The 17,856-nt window shown below is 54.5% G+C and carries 14 protein-coding genes and 5 tRNA genes; all 19 read right to left on the bottom strand.

Translation table 11 applies throughout. From position 1 onward, the window contains the following. Window positions 1–5: 5 nt before the first annotated feature. Entirely contained in the window at window positions 6–1,187 is a 1,182-nt protein-coding gene (porA, locus tag GXP58_00515; protein NOY52084.1) for a pyruvate ferredoxin oxidoreductase, read from the bottom strand. Between the two features lie 11 nt (window positions 1,188–1,198). Next, window positions 1,199–1,489 (bottom strand): 4Fe-4S dicluster domain-containing protein, encoded by a 291-nt coding sequence (locus tag GXP58_00510; GenBank protein NOY52083.1) that lies wholly within the window; start codon window positions 1,487–1,489, stop codon window positions 1,199–1,201. Then, the gene (locus tag GXP58_00505) at window positions 1,486–2,061 is read right to left on the bottom strand and encodes a pyruvate synthase (protein ID NOY52082.1); all 576 of its coding nucleotides are present in this window, start codon (window positions 2,059–2,061) and stop codon (window positions 1,486–1,488) included. Before GXP58_00505 ends, GXP58_00510 begins: the two co-directional genes overlap by 4 nt. A gap of 47 nt (window positions 2,062–2,108) precedes the next feature. Beyond that, the gene (gene recR, locus GXP58_00500) at window positions 2,109–2,708 is read right to left on the bottom strand and encodes a recombination protein RecR (protein NOY52081.1); all 600 of its coding nucleotides are present in this window, start codon (window positions 2,706–2,708) and stop codon (window positions 2,109–2,111) included. A 48-nt stretch (window positions 2,709–2,756) separates the two neighbouring features. After that, entirely contained in the window at window positions 2,757–3,080 is a 324-nt protein-coding gene (locus GXP58_00495; protein ID NOY52080.1) for a YbaB/EbfC family nucleoid-associated protein, read from the bottom strand. Between the two features lie 36 nt (window positions 3,081–3,116). Next, entirely contained in the window at window positions 3,117–4,757 is a 1,641-nt protein-coding gene (dnaX, locus tag GXP58_00490) for a DNA polymerase III subunit gamma/tau (GenBank protein NOY52079.1), read from the bottom strand. Between the two features lie 198 nt (window positions 4,758–4,955). After that, window positions 4,956–5,044, bottom strand: a tRNA-Ser gene (locus tag GXP58_00485). A 114-nt stretch (window positions 5,045–5,158) separates the two neighbouring features. Next, window positions 5,159–5,587 carry a nucleoside deaminase gene (locus tag GXP58_00480; protein ID NOY52078.1) on the bottom strand — a complete coding sequence of 143 codons (429 nt, stop codon included), beginning with the start codon at window positions 5,585–5,587 and terminating at the stop codon, window positions 5,159–5,161. A 101-nt stretch (window positions 5,588–5,688) separates the two neighbouring features. Next, window positions 5,689–5,765 (bottom strand) — tRNA-Arg (locus GXP58_00475). 327 nt (window positions 5,766–6,092) lie between these two features. Beyond that, window positions 6,093–6,180 (bottom strand) — tRNA-Ser (locus tag GXP58_00470). 293 nt (window positions 6,181–6,473) lie between these two features. After that, window positions 6,474–6,567 (bottom strand) — tRNA-Ser (locus GXP58_00465). 281 nt (window positions 6,568–6,848) lie between these two features. Further along, window positions 6,849–6,934, bottom strand: a tRNA-Ser gene (locus GXP58_00460). Between the two features lie 10 nt (window positions 6,935–6,944). Further along, the gene (gene serS / locus GXP58_00455; GenBank protein NOY52077.1) at window positions 6,945–8,249 is read right to left on the bottom strand and encodes a serine--tRNA ligase; all 1,305 of its coding nucleotides are present in this window, start codon (window positions 8,247–8,249) and stop codon (window positions 6,945–6,947) included. 170 nt (window positions 8,250–8,419) lie between these two features. After that, a complete protein-coding gene (locus tag GXP58_00450) occupies window positions 8,420–9,247 on the bottom strand; it encodes a tetratricopeptide repeat protein (GenBank protein NOY52076.1) in 828 nt (275 codons plus the stop codon). Beyond that, window positions 9,234–11,675, bottom strand: a complete 2,442-nt coding sequence (gene gyrA / locus GXP58_00445; GenBank protein ID NOY52075.1) for a DNA gyrase subunit A — start codon at window positions 11,673–11,675, stop codon at window positions 9,234–9,236. Before gyrA ends, GXP58_00450 begins: the two co-directional genes overlap by 14 nt. Window positions 11,676–11,688: 13 nt before the next feature. Next, complete coding sequence (gene gyrB / locus GXP58_00440) at window positions 11,689–14,094, bottom strand: DNA topoisomerase (ATP-hydrolyzing) subunit B (protein ID NOY52074.1); 2,406 nt, start codon at window positions 14,092–14,094, stop codon at window positions 11,689–11,691. A gap of 73 nt (window positions 14,095–14,167) precedes the next feature. After that, complete coding sequence (locus GXP58_00435) at window positions 14,168–15,304, bottom strand: DNA replication/repair protein RecF (GenBank protein NOY52073.1); 1,137 nt, start codon at window positions 15,302–15,304, stop codon at window positions 14,168–14,170. 8 nt (window positions 15,305–15,312) lie between these two features. After that, window positions 15,313–16,428, bottom strand: a complete 1,116-nt coding sequence (gene dnaN / locus GXP58_00430) for a DNA polymerase III subunit beta (protein ID NOY52072.1) — start codon at window positions 16,426–16,428, stop codon at window positions 15,313–15,315. Window positions 16,429–16,444: 16 nt separating this feature from the next. After that, window positions 16,445–17,800, bottom strand: a complete 1,356-nt coding sequence (dnaA, locus tag GXP58_00425) for a chromosomal replication initiator protein DnaA (GenBank protein ID NOY52071.1) — start codon at window positions 17,798–17,800, stop codon at window positions 16,445–16,447. Between the last annotated feature and the right edge of the window lie 56 nt (window positions 17,801–17,856).

Genomic DNA, 17,856 nt, shown 5'->3' with positions numbered 1-17,856 from the left:
GCGGTTCAGTTTCGAACAGTAATGTATTCGGCCAGGGTTTCAATCTTTCCGGTTTCGGCAATCTTCCCTAATTCGGCGAAGACCTCACGTACATGGTGCAGACCGAGGTCGCGCCCGCCGAGCCCGAAAACCTTGTTGATGATCATCGGACGGGGAGTTGCATCATACAGGGCGGAACGGAATTCCGGGAAAAGGGGTCCGCCGACGGCATTGACCCCGTCGGCCCGGTCCATTACACAGACCGCCTTGACACCGGAGAGGGCGGCGGCGATCTCCTCCGCCGGGAAGGGGCGAAAGACCCTGGGTTTCAACAGACCCGCCTTCACCCCGTCGGCCCGCAGTTCTTCAATAACCGTCTTGACGGTCCCGGCCGCGGAGTTCAAGACCACGATGGCGACCTCGGCATCATCAAGATGGTACGCCTCAAAGAGGCCGTACTCCCGGCCGAAGCGGTTCGAAAAATCCTTCGCCACTTCCAGGATCACCGACTTGGCATTTTTCATTGCCTCGTATTCCTGCCGTTTGTGTTCGATGTAATAATCCTGCAGATCGAGGGGACCGTAGGTCCGGGGATGTTGAATGTCAAGAAGAGGCCGACTCGGGGTATATTCTCCCACGAAATCCCGTACCTTTTCATCGTCTAACAACTCCATGCTCTCGATGGAGTGGCTGATGATGAAACCGTCCATCCCAACCATGACGGGGAGACGTATATCAAGATGCTCGGCGATGCGCACGGCCTGGATCAGATTATCATAGGCTTCCTGACCATTTTCCGAGAAGATCTGGATCCAGCCGGAGTCCCGTGCCCCCATGGCATCGGAGGTATCGCCGTGAATATTGATCGGGGCGGACAAGGCCCGGTTGGCCATGGCCAGTACGATGGGAAGCCGGTTCCCCGCCGCGATGAAGAGCATCTCCCACATGAGGGCCAGTCCCTGGGAAGAGGTGGCCGTCATCACCCGGCCGCCGGCGGCGGCGGCGCCGATACAGGCGCTCATGGCGCTGTGCTCACTCTCGGCGGGCACCAGGACCGTCTTTACCAATCCGTCCGCCACAAAACTTGAAAACTGCTGCATGATCTCGGTGGAGGGTGTGATCGGATAGGCGGCACACACATCCGGGTTGATCTGGCGCATGGCGTTGGCCATGGCGATGTTTCCTGTCATTGCTACTCGTTGTCCCATGATATCTCCCTCTATTTTCCTTCCTGTTCCATCGAGATCGCCTGCACCTTTTTCGGACAGACATCGGCACAGACGCCGCACCCTTTGCAGTGATCATAGTCGAAGCCGGTCATCTTCTCGTCCCGGACGATAATCGCCGTATCGGGACAGGAGATCCAGCAGTTCAGGCAGTGAATGCACTTCTTTTCATCGAGGACCGGCCGGTAGGTCCTCCAGCCGCCGGTCTCATACTTTGCGGCATTCCCCGCCTCTTCAATGACGGCGCCGGGAGTCAGTTCCTTCCAGTTTTTGAGTCCGCTCATATTCCTTTTACCTCCTTGTAGGCTCGTTCCACCGAAGCCGTATTGCCCTGCACGATTTTTTCGGGGAATTTTTTCTTCAGGTTCACCGCCAGGTCCGTCAACAGGACGTCAAGTTTGACCAGCCCCGTCGCCCTGGAAAGGGCACCCAACAGGGGCGTATTGGGAATCGGCCGCCCGAGGCAGTCGATGGAGATCTGCGTGGCATCCACCGTAAAGACTCGGTCGACGGGGCGTCCCAGTTTTTCGGCAACCTCCGCGGGGGAGTGGGTCGTGTTGACGAGGAAAACGGCATCCTCCGGTGTGCCGTCGGTCACGTCCTGCGTCTCCAGCAGCGAGCTGTCGACGACGATGACCACATTGGGATTGGTCACCTGACAGTGCATGGTCAGGGGGGCATCGCTGATCCGGTTGTAGGCCCGAAGGGGGGCCCCCATCCGCTCCGGTCCATATTCCGGAAAGGCCTGCACATATTCTCCCTGTGCCATCGTTGCCTCCGCCAGGATCTTTGCCGCGGTAACGGCTCCCTGACCGGCCCGTGCGTGCCATCGAACTTCGGTGATCGACATAAGAATTCTCCTTCTTTGATGTATCGGGAAGGGCGGCTCGTTCCACTCTTCCGTTATTGAATTTCCCGTCTCCCCTCCAGCGCCTTCGAGAGGGTGACCTCATCGGCATACTCCAGATGGCCCCCCATGGGAATGCCGTGGGCAATCCGGCTGACTTTGATCCTCGTTTTCGCATGAATCAGCCGGGCCAGGTAGAGGGCCGTCGCCTCTCCTTCAATGGTCGGGTTTGTCGCCAGAATGACTTCCCGCACATCCGGCTCATGCAGCCGCTTCATCAACGAACTCAGGTTTAACTCATCGGGGCCGATATTGTCCATCGGCGACAGGGCACCGTGGAGAACGTGAAAGAGACCCCGGTATTCTCCCGTCCGGTCGATAGCCATAACATCCATCGCCTCCTGAACCACACAGATAAGGGTTGCGTCCCGTCGGGAGTCCCGGCAAACAGTACAAAGCTCCCCTTCCCCAAGATTTCCGCATCGACGGCAGAAACGAATCTTCTCCTTGACCTCTTCAATCGCCCGGGCCAGCCCCAGGGCCCGATCCTTCGGCATCTTCATCAGGAAGAAGGCAAGCCGTTGCGCCGTCTTGGTTCCGATCCCCGGAAGCCGTTTCAGCTCTTCGATCAGCCTGGTCAGGGAAGAGGCTACCACCGTCCCGTATTCTCCTCATTCGCGCCGACAACCCCGCCGCATGCGGGATCAGAAAAGTCCGGGGATATTGAAATTCAGCCCTCCGGTCAACTTCTTCATTTCCTCTTCCATCACTTCCCTGGATTTCCGGATCCCTTCATTGACGGCGGCCACGATCAGATCCTGTAACATCTCCGAATCCTCGCTGTCGAGCAGATCCTGTTCAACCTGCAGGGAAAGAAGTTCCTGACGGCCGTTCATCCGTACCGTTACCATCCCGCCGCCGGATGAGGCCTCGACCACCCGGCTTCCGGCCTCCCGCTGAAGGTCTTTCATCTTCTCCTGCATCTGTCGGGCCTGACGCATCAGATCACCGAGCATATTTTTGGACATCAGCGTACCTCAACAATCGAACATCCTCGAAGGATCTCAGGAGAATTCACGGACTTCCGTAATCCGGCCATGGAAGACTTTCACAGCCTCCCGGACAACACGGTGCTGCAGACTTTCCTGCGTGAGCTGCTCCTTCCTCACACGGGCCGCTTCCTTTTTTTTCGCCTGCAGGGTCAGCGGTGTCGAACCGGGTTGCTCATGCAGGACCAGCTCCACAGCCGGTTCATAATGAAAAGATCCCTGCAGGATTTCCCGGATCTGTTTGATCTTTCTCCGTGCCATATCGAGATGAACCTTTTTCGCAAAACCGATCTCGATCCGATCACCCGCGACGCTCTTCAAAAAAGCATGTTCGAGGATCGACCCGACGGGAGGAGAAGTCTTTTGTGCATGCCGGACCATCGTCTCCCAATCCATTTCCGAGCGATCTGCTACGCTCCCGGCGGCAGCGCCTCCGTCCGGGACCTGCATCGCAGCATCCTTCCGGACCGCCACAGGCGGAATCGAGCCTTCCGCCGGGGAGTGTCCGGCGGCAAGACGTCGTTCGAGTCCCTGCAGTTGGTCGGCAATCTCCCGAAATTCCCGTAACGGCTGCATCCGGGTCATCTTCACCAGGGCAACTTCCAGCAGAAACCTCGGTGTCGTCGCCCGCCGAAGCGCCTCCTCCGTCCGATTCAGGTGTTCAACAAAAGCGATCAGACGGCCTTCATCCAGGGCCTCCGCCGGTTCTTTTAAACGGGCGATCTCCTCCGCGGGCAGGCTCGTAATCTTTTCCGGGCTCTCCAGAATCCGGATCATCAGCAGGTTCCGCAGATGCAATTGCAGCGCCTTGCAGAACTCCGTCAGATCCTGTCCCCCGCTGCTTAACTCCTCCACCAAGGCGAGGGCCCCGGCGGCATCCTGTTTTACCAGGGCCCGGGTACACGCATCCAGCACCTGCCGGTCGATCAGTCCCAACACCTTCTGTGTCTCGGCAGAAGTGATGGTTGTCCCGCAGAAGGAGACGACCTGGTCCATTAGGCTCTGCGCATCCCGCATGCTCCCCTCGGAGGCACGGGCAATCAGTTGTGCGGCAACCGGGTCCAGTTCAAGATCTTCCGATGCCGCAAGATGGAGTAACTGCGCCGCCACATCCTGCAGGGGAATTTTTCGAAAACTGAAACACTGGCAGCGTGACTGAATGGTAATCGGAACCTTGTGGGGTTCCGTCGTGGCAAAGATGAAGATTACATGGGACGGTGGTTCCTCCAAAGTCTTCAGCAAGGCATTGAAGGCGCTTCTCGATAGCATGTGTACTTCATCAATAATATAGACCTTGTAACGGGTTCGTGCCGGAGCATACAGTACGTTTTCACGAAGTTCACGCACATCATCGACACCGGTATTGGAAGCACCGTCGATCTCGATCACATCCACCGAGTTTCCATCGGTGATCTCCCGGCAGTGATCACAGGCATTGCAGGGAGTTCGGGTCGGCCCGGACTTGCAGTTCAGCGCCTTTGCAAAGACCCGGGCCAGCGTGGTCTTTCCGACCCCCCGCATACCGGAAAAGAGAAATCCCTGGGCAATCCGGTCGGCCTCGATGGCATTCTGGAGGGTCCGTGTAATATGCCCCTGGCCGATGATCTCCTCAAAGGTCTGGGGACGGTATTTTCGTGCCAATACCCGGTATGACATAATCCGTATCGTCCTTCCCTTTACAACCCCTCTTCGAGCGAAGAAACTTCAGGCTTCCCTGCGGCACACAAAAGAGAATGCTTAGGGCTGCTCCAATCACGGCCTGACCCGGTTCACACCTTTCTGTTGCGCAGGACCCGAAGTTCTTCGCCCGAAGAGGGGACGCAAAATGTTTTATGTTTTCGTGCAACGAAAACATGGCGGAGAGAGAGGGATTCGAACCCCCGGTGAGTTGCCCCACACCTGATTTCGAGTCAGGCGCCTTCGACCAGCTCGGCCATCTCTCCTGATAATTTTACTTCGTAAAATCATATAGCAATTTGCGGAGCAAATTGCGTGAGCCCGAAAAAATACCAAACAAAAGAGACAAAATCAAAGCCAAAGCAAACCCTGCAACCGGGCTACCGGAGACGGGCGAAGAAAGTGCAGAGAAGCCGTTCCGCTTCCTCCGTCATCACGCCCCCCCGGGTTTCCACTTGGTGGTTGAGCCGGAAATCCTGTGTGATATGGAACTCCGATCCACAGGCGCCACCTTTGCGGTCATAAGCACCGAAGACAAGTCGTCCGAGGCGGGCCTGCACCATGGCGCCGGCGCACATGACGCAGGGCTCCAGCGTCACATAGAGGGTCACATCGGTCAGCCTCCATCGACCGAGGGTCTCCGAAGCCTCCCGCAGGGCCAGGATCTCGGCATGGGCCGTGGCATCCCGGTCCGTCTCCTTCCGGTTATAGCCCCGCCCGACGATGACTCCCTCCGATACGGCAACCGCCCCGATCGGCACCTCCCGGTGCTCCAAGGCCAGGACCGCCTCCTCTAATGCCCGGCACATAAAATAGTGGTCCGGGGATAGACTCTGCGGACGGATCTTCTCGATCTTAACCGGAAGAAGCTGAGTAGCATTCGTAGACATTTTTCAGCAGACTGAAATGATGGTGCGCCCAGCAGGATTCGAACCTGCGACCTTTGGATTCGTAGTCCAACGCTCTATCCAACTGAGCTATGGGCGCTAAAATTTTTTCAAAAAATTTCAACCGGTATCTTGGGGTCGAACCCCAACGGGGCTTCTCATTCCCCCCCGCACCACGATCCGGTTCGATGTAATCTCCCAATGATCCGCCAAACTTTTCAACATGGCGGAGAGGGGGGGATTCACGCTTTCCACCCCTCCGCTTCGCTCCGGGGCGTCGCGTGCCCCGCTTTAGATCTATCCTTGCCGCCTACGGCGGCTCCTCTGGATGTGTCTTGGGGTCGAACCCCAACGGGGCTTCTCATTCCCCCCCGTACCACGATCCGGTTCGATGTAATCTCCCAATGATCCGCCAAACTTTTCAACATGGCGGAGAGGGGGGGATTCGAACCCCCGGTAGCTTTCACTACACACGATTTCCAGTCGTGCACCTTCGGCCTCTCGGTCACCTCTCCTCGGGTTTTCGTCTCTTTCTCTTTCTATCATTATAGTGATCACAATCCGCTTAGCGAATTGCTCGATGTTTTCGTACAACGAAAATATGGCGGAGAGAGAGGGATTGCGCTTTCCACCCCTACGCTTCGCTACGGGGTGTCGCGCGTCCCGCTTTAGATCTATCCTTGCCGTCTTCGACGGCCATCACATTAAGGTATCTTGGGATCGAACCAGCGAGGCTTCTCACCCTCTCTCTTTATGGCTATCGCAATTTGCAAAGCAAACTACTTGGTGTTTTCGTGCAACGAAAACATGGCGGAGAGAGAGGGATTCGAACCCTCGGTAGGGTGTTAAGCCCTACACTCGCTTAGCAGGCGAGCGCCTTCAGCCGACTCGGCCATCTCTCCTGATAATTTTACGAAGTAAAATTATATTACAATTTGCTTTGCAAATTGATTATTTTGTCGCGAAGCGACAAAATGGCGGAGGAGGTAGGATTGCGCTTTCCGCCCTTCCGCTCCGCTTCAGGACGCAGCGCGTCCCGCTTAAGATCTTATCCTTGCCGCCTTCGGCGGCTCCTCTGAAGGTATCTTGGGGTCGAACCCGGTTTCTCATCCTACCTCTTCTTATTTTTGTTGTTCTGCAATTCGCATCGCGAATTGCCATAGGTTTTTGCTTCGCAAAAACCTGGCGGAGGAGGTAGGATTCGAACCCACGGTGCTTTCGCACAACGGTTTTCAAGACCGCCGCCTTCAACCACTCGGCCACTCCTCCCGAAAGACCTCTATCCGGATCCGGTAACTGCTCTTTTCTCTATCTTCTCGACACCCCCCAAGTAGGGGCGCAGGACCTCGGGGATGATCACGCTGCCGTCGGCCTGCTGATAGTTCTCCAAGATCGCGACCAGGGTCCGCCCGACGGCCAATCCGGAGCCGTTGATCGTGTGGACCAGTTCCGGTTTCGCTTTTGGTTCCGGACGGTAGCGGATCGAAGCCCGCCGGGCCTGAAAATCCTCGAAATTACTGCAAGAGGAGATTTCCCGGAAAGTGTTCTGTGCCGGCAACCAGACCTCGATGTCATAGGTCTTCGCCGCCGAAAACCCGAGATCTCTCTTACAAAGAGTGACCACACGATAGTGGAGATTGAGACGTTGCAGAATCTCTTCGGCATCCTTCAGGAGCCCCTCTAATTCCGGATAGGAAGTCTCCGGTTCCACGATCTTTACCAGCTCCACTTTGTTGAATTGATGCTGGCGGATCAGCCCCCGGGTGTCTTTCCCGTAAGAACCGGCTTCCTTTCGAAAACAGGGGGTAAAGGCCGTATAGTAAAGAGGGAGCTGCTCACCCTCAAGAATCTCCTCTCTGTGGATATTGGTGACCGGCACTTCGGCCGTGGGGATCAGATAATAGTCTTCCTTCTCATCCTTGGGAACCCGAAAAAGATCTTCCTCAAATTTCGGAAGTTGACCCGTACCGGTCATGGTCGTCCGGTTCACCAAAAGGGGGGGCAGAATTTCCCGGTAGCCCTTCTCCCCGGTCTGGATATCGAGCATAAAGTTGATCAGCGCCCTCTCCAGACGGGCGCCCATCCCTTTATACAAAGTGAAACGTGCACCGGCCAGCTTGACTCCGCGGGCAAAATCGAGAATATCGAGTTTTTCACCGATGTCCCAATGGGCCTGCGGCACAAAATCAAACTCCGGAGCATGCCCCCAGCGCCGGACCTCGACATTGTCCTCCTCGCCCTTGCCGTCGGGAACGGACTCGTGGGGAATGTTCGGGATCTGCAACAGAATGGAACGGATCGACTCATCAACCTCCGCTTTTTTCTGTTTGAACTCCTTGATCCGAGAGGAGACCTCTTTCATCTCTTCCTGGAGTGACCCTGCATCCTTTCCTTCCCGCTTGAGCCGGCCGATCTTTTTGGAGACAATGTTGATCTTGTGCTGTGCCTCCTCCAGATGGGTCCGTAAATGCCGGTTCTCGGCATCGAGCTGTACAAACTCATCGAGAGAAACCGGATCGCCTCTCTCGACGGTCATCCGCTCCAAGACCTGGATGTTGTTTCGTACAAATTTTGCATCAAACATAGTCCAAAATCCACGGTCTGTCTTCCGGAAATCCGCCCGTTCCGCCTCCGGCGAACTTGCCGGAAGAGGAAATCACGTGAAAAGCGCCCTCTCCTCCGTAAAAATGGAGCGGATAAATTATCATTCCGTCCGGAGGAAGTCAAACGGTTTCCCCCGAGAGGGGATGAAGATCATTTCTTTTCGGAAAAACCCACGGTCTTACCGGTATTCTTCTTTTTCAGCAATGCATCAAGCTTTCTCAGGATCACTTCCTGGTTGGGATAGTTCTTTTCCAGTAAGGTAAGCTGTTTCAGTGCCCCGTCAATTTCCCCTAATTCCTCCAGAATATTGGCCAGTCCAAGGCGTACATTCGGCACGAGGGGACTGTCCGGATAGTGGGTGAGAAAACTTTCATATGCCCGCCGGGCGGCTTTGAAATCACCTTCCCGCTCATAGGCAACGCCGATCCGGTAGGCACCGTCATCCCGATATTCGCTGCTGCCGTAGCGGTCAAGCAGCCGGGAATATTCAATGCGGGCCTGATCATACTGTTTCAGCGCCATATAACTCTGGCCGATTCGGTACTGCGCCTCTGCGGCCGACTGTGAGGCGGGGAAACGGTCGATGAGGCGCTGTAATTCCGGAATGGCCTTTTTGTAATCCTTGAATTCCTGCTGATAAATCTCCGCAATGTTCTTTTGCGCCTTTTCTCCATACCGGGAGAGTCTTCCGTCGTCGGCGGCTTTCCGGAAAAATCCGATCGCCTCTTCCGGCTGGTTCTTAAAAAGACGGTAGATCTCTCCGATCCGGTAATTCGCTTCCTGTGCAGTTTCCGTATGGGGATCACGTGAGACCGCCTGAGTGTAGTCGGAGAGTGCTTCTTCCACCCGCCCTTCCCGCAAGGCATCTCCGGCCTTGAGGAGCAGTTGCTCCGACGGATCATTCCGGCAGGCGGCAAGACTCAAAAGAAGGAGTATGAACAGACACCGGAGGATTCCCGGGCGATCATTCCTCTTCACTTTCCTTTTCTGCAAGGGTGGCCACACCGGTGACTTTGTCTCCTGCTTCAATACCGATCAATTTGACACCCTGGGTATTCCGTCCGATCACCGAGACTCCGGCGATCTTCATCCGGATGATCTGCCCTTTGCGGGTGATGATCATCAGGTCGTCTTCGTCGGAGACCTGCCGGACGTTGATCACTTCGCCGTTGCGTTCCGTGGTTTTGATGGTGATCACCCCTTTGCCGCCGCGTCCCTGGACGGGATATTCGGAGATCTTCGTACGTTTTCCGAATCCGTTCTCCGTGACCGTGAGCAGGGTTTCGCCTGGATTGACCACCTCCATGCCCATCACTTCATCCTCTTTCCGCATGGAGATCCCTTTGACCCCGCGGGAAACCCGCCCCATGGGGCGTACTTCGGTTTCATGGAATCGGATGGCCATCCCGTCACGGGTCCCCAGGAGGATGTCATGATCCCCGTTGGTAATGCCGACCCGAATCAACTGGTCACCGGCATCGAGGGAGAGAGCCATGATCCCGGTCGTCCTGGGATGACTGTAAGCCGCGAGAGAGGTCTTTTTAACGATCCCCCGGCGGGTAGCCATGATGATGTATTTGCTTTCATCAAATTCCCTTACCGGCAGGGTGGCGGTAATGGTCTCTGCGGATGAGATCTGCAGCAGGTTGACGATTGCCTTCCCCCGGGCGGCCCGACCCGCCTGGGGAATCTCGTGTACCTTTAACCAGTAGACCTTCCCCATGTTGGTGAAAAAGAGGATAAAATCATGGGTTTGCGCCACAAAAAGGCGCTCCACAAAATCCTCATCCTTGGTCCCCATACCGGTGACGCCCCGGCCGCCCCGTTGTTGCGCGCGGTAAAGACTGACGGCATTCCGCTTGATATAACCGGAGTGGGAGATGGTAATCACCATCTCCTCTTCCGCGATCAGATCTTCCACCCGAAGCTCGGCCGACCGGGCAATGATTTCACTGCGTCTCGGATCGTTGTATCGATCCCGGATTTCTGCTAATTCCCTTTGGATTATCTTCAGGATTTCATCCTCATGTTCCAGGATAAACTTCAGTTTTTTGATCAGGGTACGGGTCTCTTTCAGGTCGGAAAGAATCTTGTCCCGCTCAAGGCCGGTCAGGCGCTGAAGACGCATCTCGAGGATCGCCCGGGCCTGTTCCACCGTCAACTTGAATTTTTTCATCAGGCCCGTCCGGGCCGTCTCGGGATCCCGGGAGCCCTTGATCAGCTTGATCACGGCATCCAGGTTGTCCAGGGCGATCTTGAATCCTTCGAGGAGGTGCGCGCGGGCCTCGGCCTTCCTGAGATCGAAAAGACTCCGGCGGGTGACAACCTCTTTGCGATGGTCGAGAAAATGACGCAGGATCTCTCGAATCCCCAGGATCTTCGGTTCATTGTGGATCAGAGAAAGCAGGATGATCCCGAAGGTCGTGCGAAGCGAGGTGTGTTTAAAGAGCTGGTTCAAAACAACCTCGGCGATCTCGTTTTTGCGCAGTTCCATGACGATCCGGATCCCCTCCCGGTCCGATTCATCCCGCAGGTCGGTAATCCCTTCAATCTTCCTGCTCTGCACCAGCCGTGCAATTTCTTCCAAAAGCCTCGACTTGTTCACGCTGTAGGGAATCTCCGTCACGATGATAGCGTCTTTTGCCCCCTTGCGCGCCCCTTTTTCCACAAGGGTCCGGGCCTGCAGAAGCACTTTTCCCCGTCCCGTGGTGTAGGCTTGACGAATCCCCTCCCAGCCGAGGATGAACCCGCCCGTGGGAAAATCCGGCCCCGGGATAACGGCGAGGATCTCCTCCAGGGAAGCATCCGGTTTATCGATCAGCAACATCAGACCCGCAATGATTTCCCCGAGATTGTGGGGCGGAATGTTGGTGGCCATCCCCACGGCAATTCCCGCCGATCCGTTGATCAGGAGGTTGGGAATACGGGTCGGCAGGACGGAAGGTTCGTCGACGGAGCCGTCAAAATTCGGCGTGTAATTAATGGTTTCCTTGTCAATGTCGGCCAGCATCTCCTCGGCAATCTTCGTCAGACGTGCCTCCGTATAACGGTAGGCGGCGGCCGAATCCCCATCGACGGACCCGAAATTTCCCTGTCCGTCGATCAGCGGATAGCGGAGATTCCACTCCTGGGCCATCCGGACCAGACTGTCATAGACAGCGGAATCACCATGGGGATGAAACTTCTTCAGCACCTCCCCGACCACTCCGGCCGATTTGGAATATTTTTTATTGGAAAGGAGCCCTTCCCGGAACATGGCATAGAGGATCCGCCGGTGGACCGGTTTGAGACCATCCCGCACATCGGGGAGGGCCCGGCCGACGATGACGCTCATCGAATAATCAAGATAGGACCGTTTCATGGTCTCTTCGATATTGACGGGAAGGACGATACCTTTCTGTTCCATGCTTCTCCTTCGCTTAGATGTCGAGGTTCTTGACCTTCAGTGCATTGTCCAGAATAAAGGCCCGCCGGGGTTCCACCTGGTCGCCCATAAGTACGGTAAAGATCTCGTCCGCCTCCACAGCATCTTCGATCTTCACCTGCAGGAGGCGCCGCTTTTCCACACTCATCGTCGTCTCCCAAAGCTGTTCCGGATTCATCTCCCCCAACCCCTTGTAACGCTGTATGGTTAGTCCCTTTTTGCCGCGGTCAAGAATGAAGTTGACCAGTTTCCGGGAGGTGGTAAACTCGGCACTCTCCCCGTTATCCTGTACCCGGTAGGGCGGCATGCCGAGTCCCTGTGCTCGGGGATTGAGCTGGAGCAATTCCTTGTATTCCGGCGACTCGAGCAGCTCCTGCCCGATCTCCCCCTCCCGGAGTCCGCTGTTCTGCCGGATCCTGAAGAGAACCTTGTAACAGCCGTACTCCTCATCAGTCTCTACCGTAAAATCCGCGCTGGAAAGTTCCGGGAAAAAGATCTTCAGGTACTTTTTTACCCGTTTCATGCCGGCCTCCAGGGTCTTCCTGTTCTTCAGCGTCTCTTCGTTTACCCCCCCTTCGAGTACCATGGCCCGCAACAGGTTGGCACTGATCCGTTTCTTTTCGAATCGTTCCAGGATTTTTTCATAGCGGATGAGGGTCTTGAGAATCTCCACCCCTTTCTGGCTGGTAAAGGTCCTGGATCCGTCTTCCTTGTTCATTTTCAGACCATTGATCCCGGCATTTAAAAGATAGTCTTCCATGGCCGCCTCATCGGGGATATATTTTTCCGACTTCCCCCGTTTGACCTTGTAGAGAGGCGGTTGGGCCAGAAAGAGATATCCTTTTTCAATGAGAGGAAGCATCTGCCGGTAAAAAAAGGTCATCAGGAGGGTGGAGATATGGGCCCCGTCCACATCGGCATCCGTCATGATGATAATCTTGCCGTAGCGGGCCTTGGTGATATCAAAATCGTCCTTTCCAATCCCCGTTCCGAGAGCGGTGATCAGGGTCTTGATCTCCTGGGAGGAGAGCATCTTATCGTAACGGGCTTTTTCCACATTGAGGATCTTTCCCTTGAGAGGCAGAATCGCCTGGGTACGCCGGTCCCGTCCCATCTTGGCCGACCCCCCGGCCGAGTCTCCCTCGACGATAAAAATCTCACTCCGGGCGGGGTCCCGCTCCGAACAGTCGGCCAGCTTCCCCGGCAGGGTGCCCACCTCCAGAAGGCCCTTCCGCCGCGTCAGGTCGCGGGCCTTGCGGGCGGCATCCCGGGCCATGAGTGCATTGACGGACTTCATGATGATTTTTTTCGCCACGGAGGGGTTTTCTTCGCAGAAGGTCCCCAGCGATTCGTTGACGGCCGCTTCCACGATCCCCTTGACATTGCTGTTGCCCAACTTTGTCTTCGTCTGTCCCTCAAACTGTGGATCGGGTACCTTCACGCTGATAACCGCCGTCAGACCTTCCCGGACATCATCGCCGCTTAAACTCTTTTTGACCTTTTTCAGAAGGTTGTTCTGCGCGGCATAGGCATTCAGGGTCCGGGTCAGGGCGGATTTGAACCCGATCAGATGGGTGCCGCCGTCGATGGTATTGATATTGTTTGCAAAGGAATATAGGTTTTCCGAATAACTGTCGTTGTACTGCATGGCGATTTCAATAGAGACTCCCTCCCGTTCCAGCTCGAGGTAGATCGGTTTCTTGTGGAGCGGCGTTTTGTTCCGGTTAAGATGCTCCACAAAAGAGGCGATCCCCCCCTTGTAATGAAAGAGCTTCTCCTCTCCGCTTCGTTCATCGGTCAGGGAAATTTTGAGTCCCTTGTTCAGAAAGGAGAGTTCCCGGAGCCGCTTGGCGAGAATGTCGAAACTGAACTCCGTCACCTCGAAGATCTCCCGGGACGGCCGAAAGGTAATCTTCGTCCCCCGCTTCCGGGTTTTGCCGATCTTCCTGAGCGTCCCGGCAGGGACGCCTACTTCGTAGCGTTGTTGATAGACGGCACCGTCTCGTCGGATTTCCAGCTCCAGCCATTCCGACAAGGCGTTTGTAACGGAGACCCCGACCCCGTGAAGTCCGCCGGACACCTTGTAGGAAGCACTATCGAATTTCCCGCCTGCATGGAGTTTGGTCATCACCACTTCGGCGGCGGGGATCTTTTCCGTCGGATGCTGATTCACGGGAATTCCCCGCCCATCGTCGACAACCGTAAGGCTGTTGTCCATGTGGATGGTAACCTGTATCTCCGTACAGAAGCCCCCCATGGCTTCATCCACGCTGTTGTCGATCACCTCGTAGGCAATATGGTGCAGTCCGTAGTTTCCCGTATCACCGATGTACATGCCCGGCCGTTTCCGGACGGCTTCCAGACCCTCTAATACCTTGATACTCTCTGCATCATAAGTCATGGTGGAACTCCAGGGATTTGACGTATGCACAGCATGCGGGAGGGGTTCCTCCCATGGAAATCAACGGACTATCTTACAATTTCCGTCCCTTTTTTACAAGAGCAATCTCACCTTTTTCCACGAGAAAACCGGTCGAGGAAACCTCTATTTTCCGATGGAGGTCCCGGTCCGTCGTGGTCAGGAAAACCTGCCCCATTTGCCGAAGAAAGCCGCTCAAACGCCGGCGATGGACCCGGTCGAGTTCGGAGGTCACGTCATCCAGGAGTAAAACGGGGGCGGTCCCCTTTTTTTCAGAATGAAAGAGTGCCTCACTCAAGGTCAAGGCCAGGGTCAGCATTCGACTTTCTCCCTGGGAGGCAAAGGTTTTCGCCGGCCGGCCATCGACCTCAAGAATCAGGTCGTCCAGGTGGGGCCCGATCCGGGTCGATCCGCACCGAACCTCCCGGTCCGCAACGATGTCCATTCCGGCCATGAATTTTTCCTGTAGTTCCGCCTGTCCGTCATTGATTGCTTTTCCCTTTTGCATCAACGTGGAATGGTAGAGAATGCGAAGTTTGCTCCCCTTGTGGACAAGCTGTTGAAAAATTCCGGTCGCACAGATCTCATATTCCCTCAGGAAGCGATACCGTCCCAGAAGGATACTGCTTCCCGTCCGGGCCAGTTGTTCATTCCAGGCCGGCAACTCCACACGGGAAACTCTTCCATCCCGGATGAGGCGAAGAAGTCCGTTGCGTTGGTGAAGAATTTTGCGATATTTCTTGAGGTCGTAAAGATAGCGCCGGTCGAGGCGGGAGATTGCACGATCCAGAAACCGTCTTCGCCCTTCCGGCCCCCCCTTGACGAGCGTCAGGGTTTCCGGAGAAAAGAGGATAACATCCAAGGTACCATAATAATCAACCCCCCGGGACACCGGTTTTCCGTTCACCCGGATGCCTTTCTCCTTTTCCCCTATCGTTAAAAGAATTTCTTTAAATACGCCCCGGTCTTCCACAGCCCCCTGCACCTGACCCCAGAGCCTCCCCTGCAGGACCAGATCCTTCTGTGAACCCGGTCGAAAGCTCCCCAGGTGGGAGAGGAAATAAATCGCCTCCAAGAGATTGGTCTTCCCCTGGCCGTTCTCCCCGAAGAGGATGTTGACACCCCCATCCGGCAACAGGAGACAGGAATTCACATTCCGGAAATGCTTCAGGGAAAGTTGCCGTATTTTCATGGAAAAGGTCAGACACGCATCGGCATGATCACGCCGACAAAACCGGCATCGCCGGGATCTTCTATACGGGCGGGACTGGCAGCATCCAGAAAATGAATACGTACCTCTTCACCGGAAAGGGCCGAAGTAATATCCTGCATATAACGGACATTGAAACCGAAGGAGGTTTCTTCGCCGGAATAGTCCGTGGTCAGAACTTCATCGGCTTCTCCCATCTCGGGATTACTGGAGGAGATCTGTAGTTCTCCTTTTCTGAAGTTCAGTTTGATGGCATGTGTTTTTTCATCGGAGAGGATCGAGACCCTGCGTACCGCTCCCTGAAGAAGTTCTCGGTCCAAAGAGACGCTCCGGGGATGTTCCCGGGGGATTACTTCCTCATAATTGGGAAAGCGCCCATCAATCAAACGGGAGAGAAGGATATAGGATCCCTCCTGGAAGAGGATATGTTTGTCCGACAGAACAATCTCGATTTCTCCGGGTTCCCCTTCATCCAGATGTTTCCTCAACTCGAAAAGTGTCTTTTTGGGAACGATCACCTTCTGCTCTTTGGGGGTATTTGATATCTTGAGTTCGCGGATGACCTGTGCCAGCCGGTGGCCGTCGGTCGCGACCATCTCAATGTCCGATTGCCCGGCACCGGGAAAGTGAATCAGGGCACCATTCAATGCCGGACGCGTCAGGTCGGAGGAGACGGCAAAGACCGTTTTTTTAATCATTTCCGATAAAACCGCTGTCGGGATCCGGATCCGGTTTGTTTCCTTAATCTCCGGAAAGGAAGGGAACTCATCTGCCGAAAGACAGCGAAGCTTGAAGCTCGACTTGCCGGTACGGATTATGATCTCCCGGGATTCTTCTGTTTCAATCCGGAGGGATCCTTCCCGGGATTCCCGGGCAATTTCATAGAGTTTCTTTGCGGAGACGGTAATCTTGCCTTCCTCTTCCACTTTTGCCGTCACACTGTCCTGAAGTCCGATTTCCAGGTCCGTCGCAAAGAGCCGGATTTGATCTTTCCCCACCTCCATGCGGACATTGGAAAGAATCGGCATGGTACTTCTCGCCTGAACCACCCCTTGAATCTTCTGAAGGCCGGAAAGGAGGTCCGTTTTTTCAATCGTGAATTTCATATTCAAAACCTCATGATCAATTGGAGAGGACCCTGTCTTTCAGTTGCTGGATAGTGTTCGCTAATTCCGGATTGGTTTTGATCTTTGTATCAATGTTTTTACAGGCATGAATCACCGTGGTATGATCTTTTCCTCCGAAATTCTTGCCGATTTCCGGCAGGGAACTGTCCGTCAGGTTTCGGCAGAGGTACATGGCCACCTGCCGGGGCAGGACAATCGACTGGTTCCGCTTTTTGGATTTAAGGTCTGCAATTTTTACCTTGTAATGTTCGACGACAAAACGCTGTATCAGGGCAATGGAAACGATTTTTTCCTTTTCATTCAGAAAATCTTTGAGAACTTCCTGGGCCAGGCCTACGGAGATATCCCGGGAGGTGAGTGAAGCAACCGCACCTAATTTGATCAGTGAACCTTCCAACTCACGGACGTTGGAGCGAATCTTCTTCGCCAGAAACAGACTCACATCATCGGGAAGGTGGATTCCGTCAATCTCCGCCTTTTTCCGGAGTATGGCTACCTTGGTCTCCAGATCCGGCGGCTGAATATCCGCAAGAAGACCCCACTCAAAACGGGAACGAAGCCTCTCCTCCAGGTTGGGAATTTCTTTGGGATAGCGGTCGCTGGAAAAGACTAACTGTTTTCTGGCATCGTAAAGGGCGTTGAAGGTATGAAAAAACTCCTCCTGGGTTCGTTCTTTGTCGGAAAGAAACTGGATGTCATCGACCATAAGTACATCCATGTTTCTGTATTTTTGACGAAAATGGGCCATCCGGTCATATCGGATGCAGCTAATCATTTCATTCATGAAATGTTCCGTACTGACAAAACATATACGGACCTGCTTGTTGACGGAATGCACGTGATGTCCGATAGCATGCATGAGGTGGGTCTTTCCAAGTCCGACACCACCATAGATAAAGAGTGGATTATAGGCCTTATAAAGGACTTCTCCAACGGCCCGTGCAGCAGCATGTGCAAATTGATTACTTGGTCCCACAACAAAATTTTCAAAGGTAAACCGTTCGTTCAAAAAAGAAATTCCCTTTCCGGCAGGTACATGTTCTTCTAAAGAAACGGAGGTTTTCGGAGAAGGCATCTCCGGGAGTACCGGATCTTGCAATGGTTCTTTATCCTGAAATTTATGATCCACCCGGAAGGAAAGATTCTTTTGAAAATCAAGGTTCTCGATAACATCGTTCAGCAAATCGGAATAGTGGGTCTCAATCCAGTCTTTTAAAAATTTGTTCGGTACGGCAATCTGAATTTCGTTTTCATTTTCACTGAAGAGTTTTGTTGATTTGAACCAGTTGTCAAAACTCTGTTTAGTCAGACGTGTGCTCAAAATTTCAGTGATTTCTTCCCACGTATTCATAATAAAACCCTCTTGAGAGAGGTCCTCCGGTCGATCGGAATTGTCCTGTTTTTCCT

It is taken from the genome of Deltaproteobacteria bacterium, assembly GCA_013151235.1.
GTDB lineage: Bacteria > CG2-30-53-67 > CG2-30-53-67 > CG2-30-53-67 > CG2-30-53-67 > JAADIO01.
The sequence above is the reverse complement of the archived record's forward strand: the minus strand, read 5'-3'. Positions and strand labels throughout refer to the sequence as shown.

Bases quoted from the DNA above. Each gene is read 5' to 3' on its own strand.
- porA (NOY52084.1), bottom strand. From the start codon at position 1,187: ATGGGACAACGAGTAGCAATGACAGGAAACATCGCCATGGCCAACGCC.
- GXP58_00510 (NOY52083.1), bottom strand. From the start codon at position 1,489: ATGAGCGGACTCAAAAACTGGAAGGAACTGACTCCCGGCGCCGTCATT.
- GXP58_00495 (NOY52080.1), bottom strand. From the start codon at position 3,080: ATGTCCAAAAATATGCTCGGTGATCTGATGCGTCAGGCCCGACAGATG.
- dnaX (NOY52079.1), bottom strand. From the start codon at position 4,757: ATGTCATACCGGGTATTGGCACGAAAATACCGTCCCCAGACCTTTGAG.
- GXP58_00480 (NOY52078.1), bottom strand. From the start codon at position 5,587: ATGTGCCGGGCATTAGAGGAGGCGGTCCTGGCCTTGGAGCACCGGGAG.
- serS (NOY52077.1), bottom strand. From the start codon at position 8,249: ATGTTTGATGCAAAATTTGTACGAAACAACATCCAGGTCTTGGAGCGG.
- gyrA (NOY52075.1), bottom strand. From the start codon at position 11,675: ATGGAACAGAAAGGTATCGTCCTTCCCGTCAATATCGAAGAGACCATG.
- gyrB (NOY52074.1), bottom strand. From the start codon at position 14,094: ATGACTTATGATGCAGAGAGTATCAAGGTATTAGAGGGTCTGGAAGCC.
- GXP58_00435 (NOY52073.1), bottom strand. From the start codon at position 15,304: ATGAAAATACGGCAACTTTCCCTGAAGCATTTCCGGAATGTGAATTCC.
- dnaN (NOY52072.1), bottom strand. From the start codon at position 16,428: ATGAAATTCACGATTGAAAAAACGGACCTCCTTTCCGGCCTTCAGAAG.
- dnaA (NOY52071.1), bottom strand. From the start codon at position 17,800: ATGAATACGTGGGAAGAAATCACTGAAATTTTGAGCACACGTCTGACT.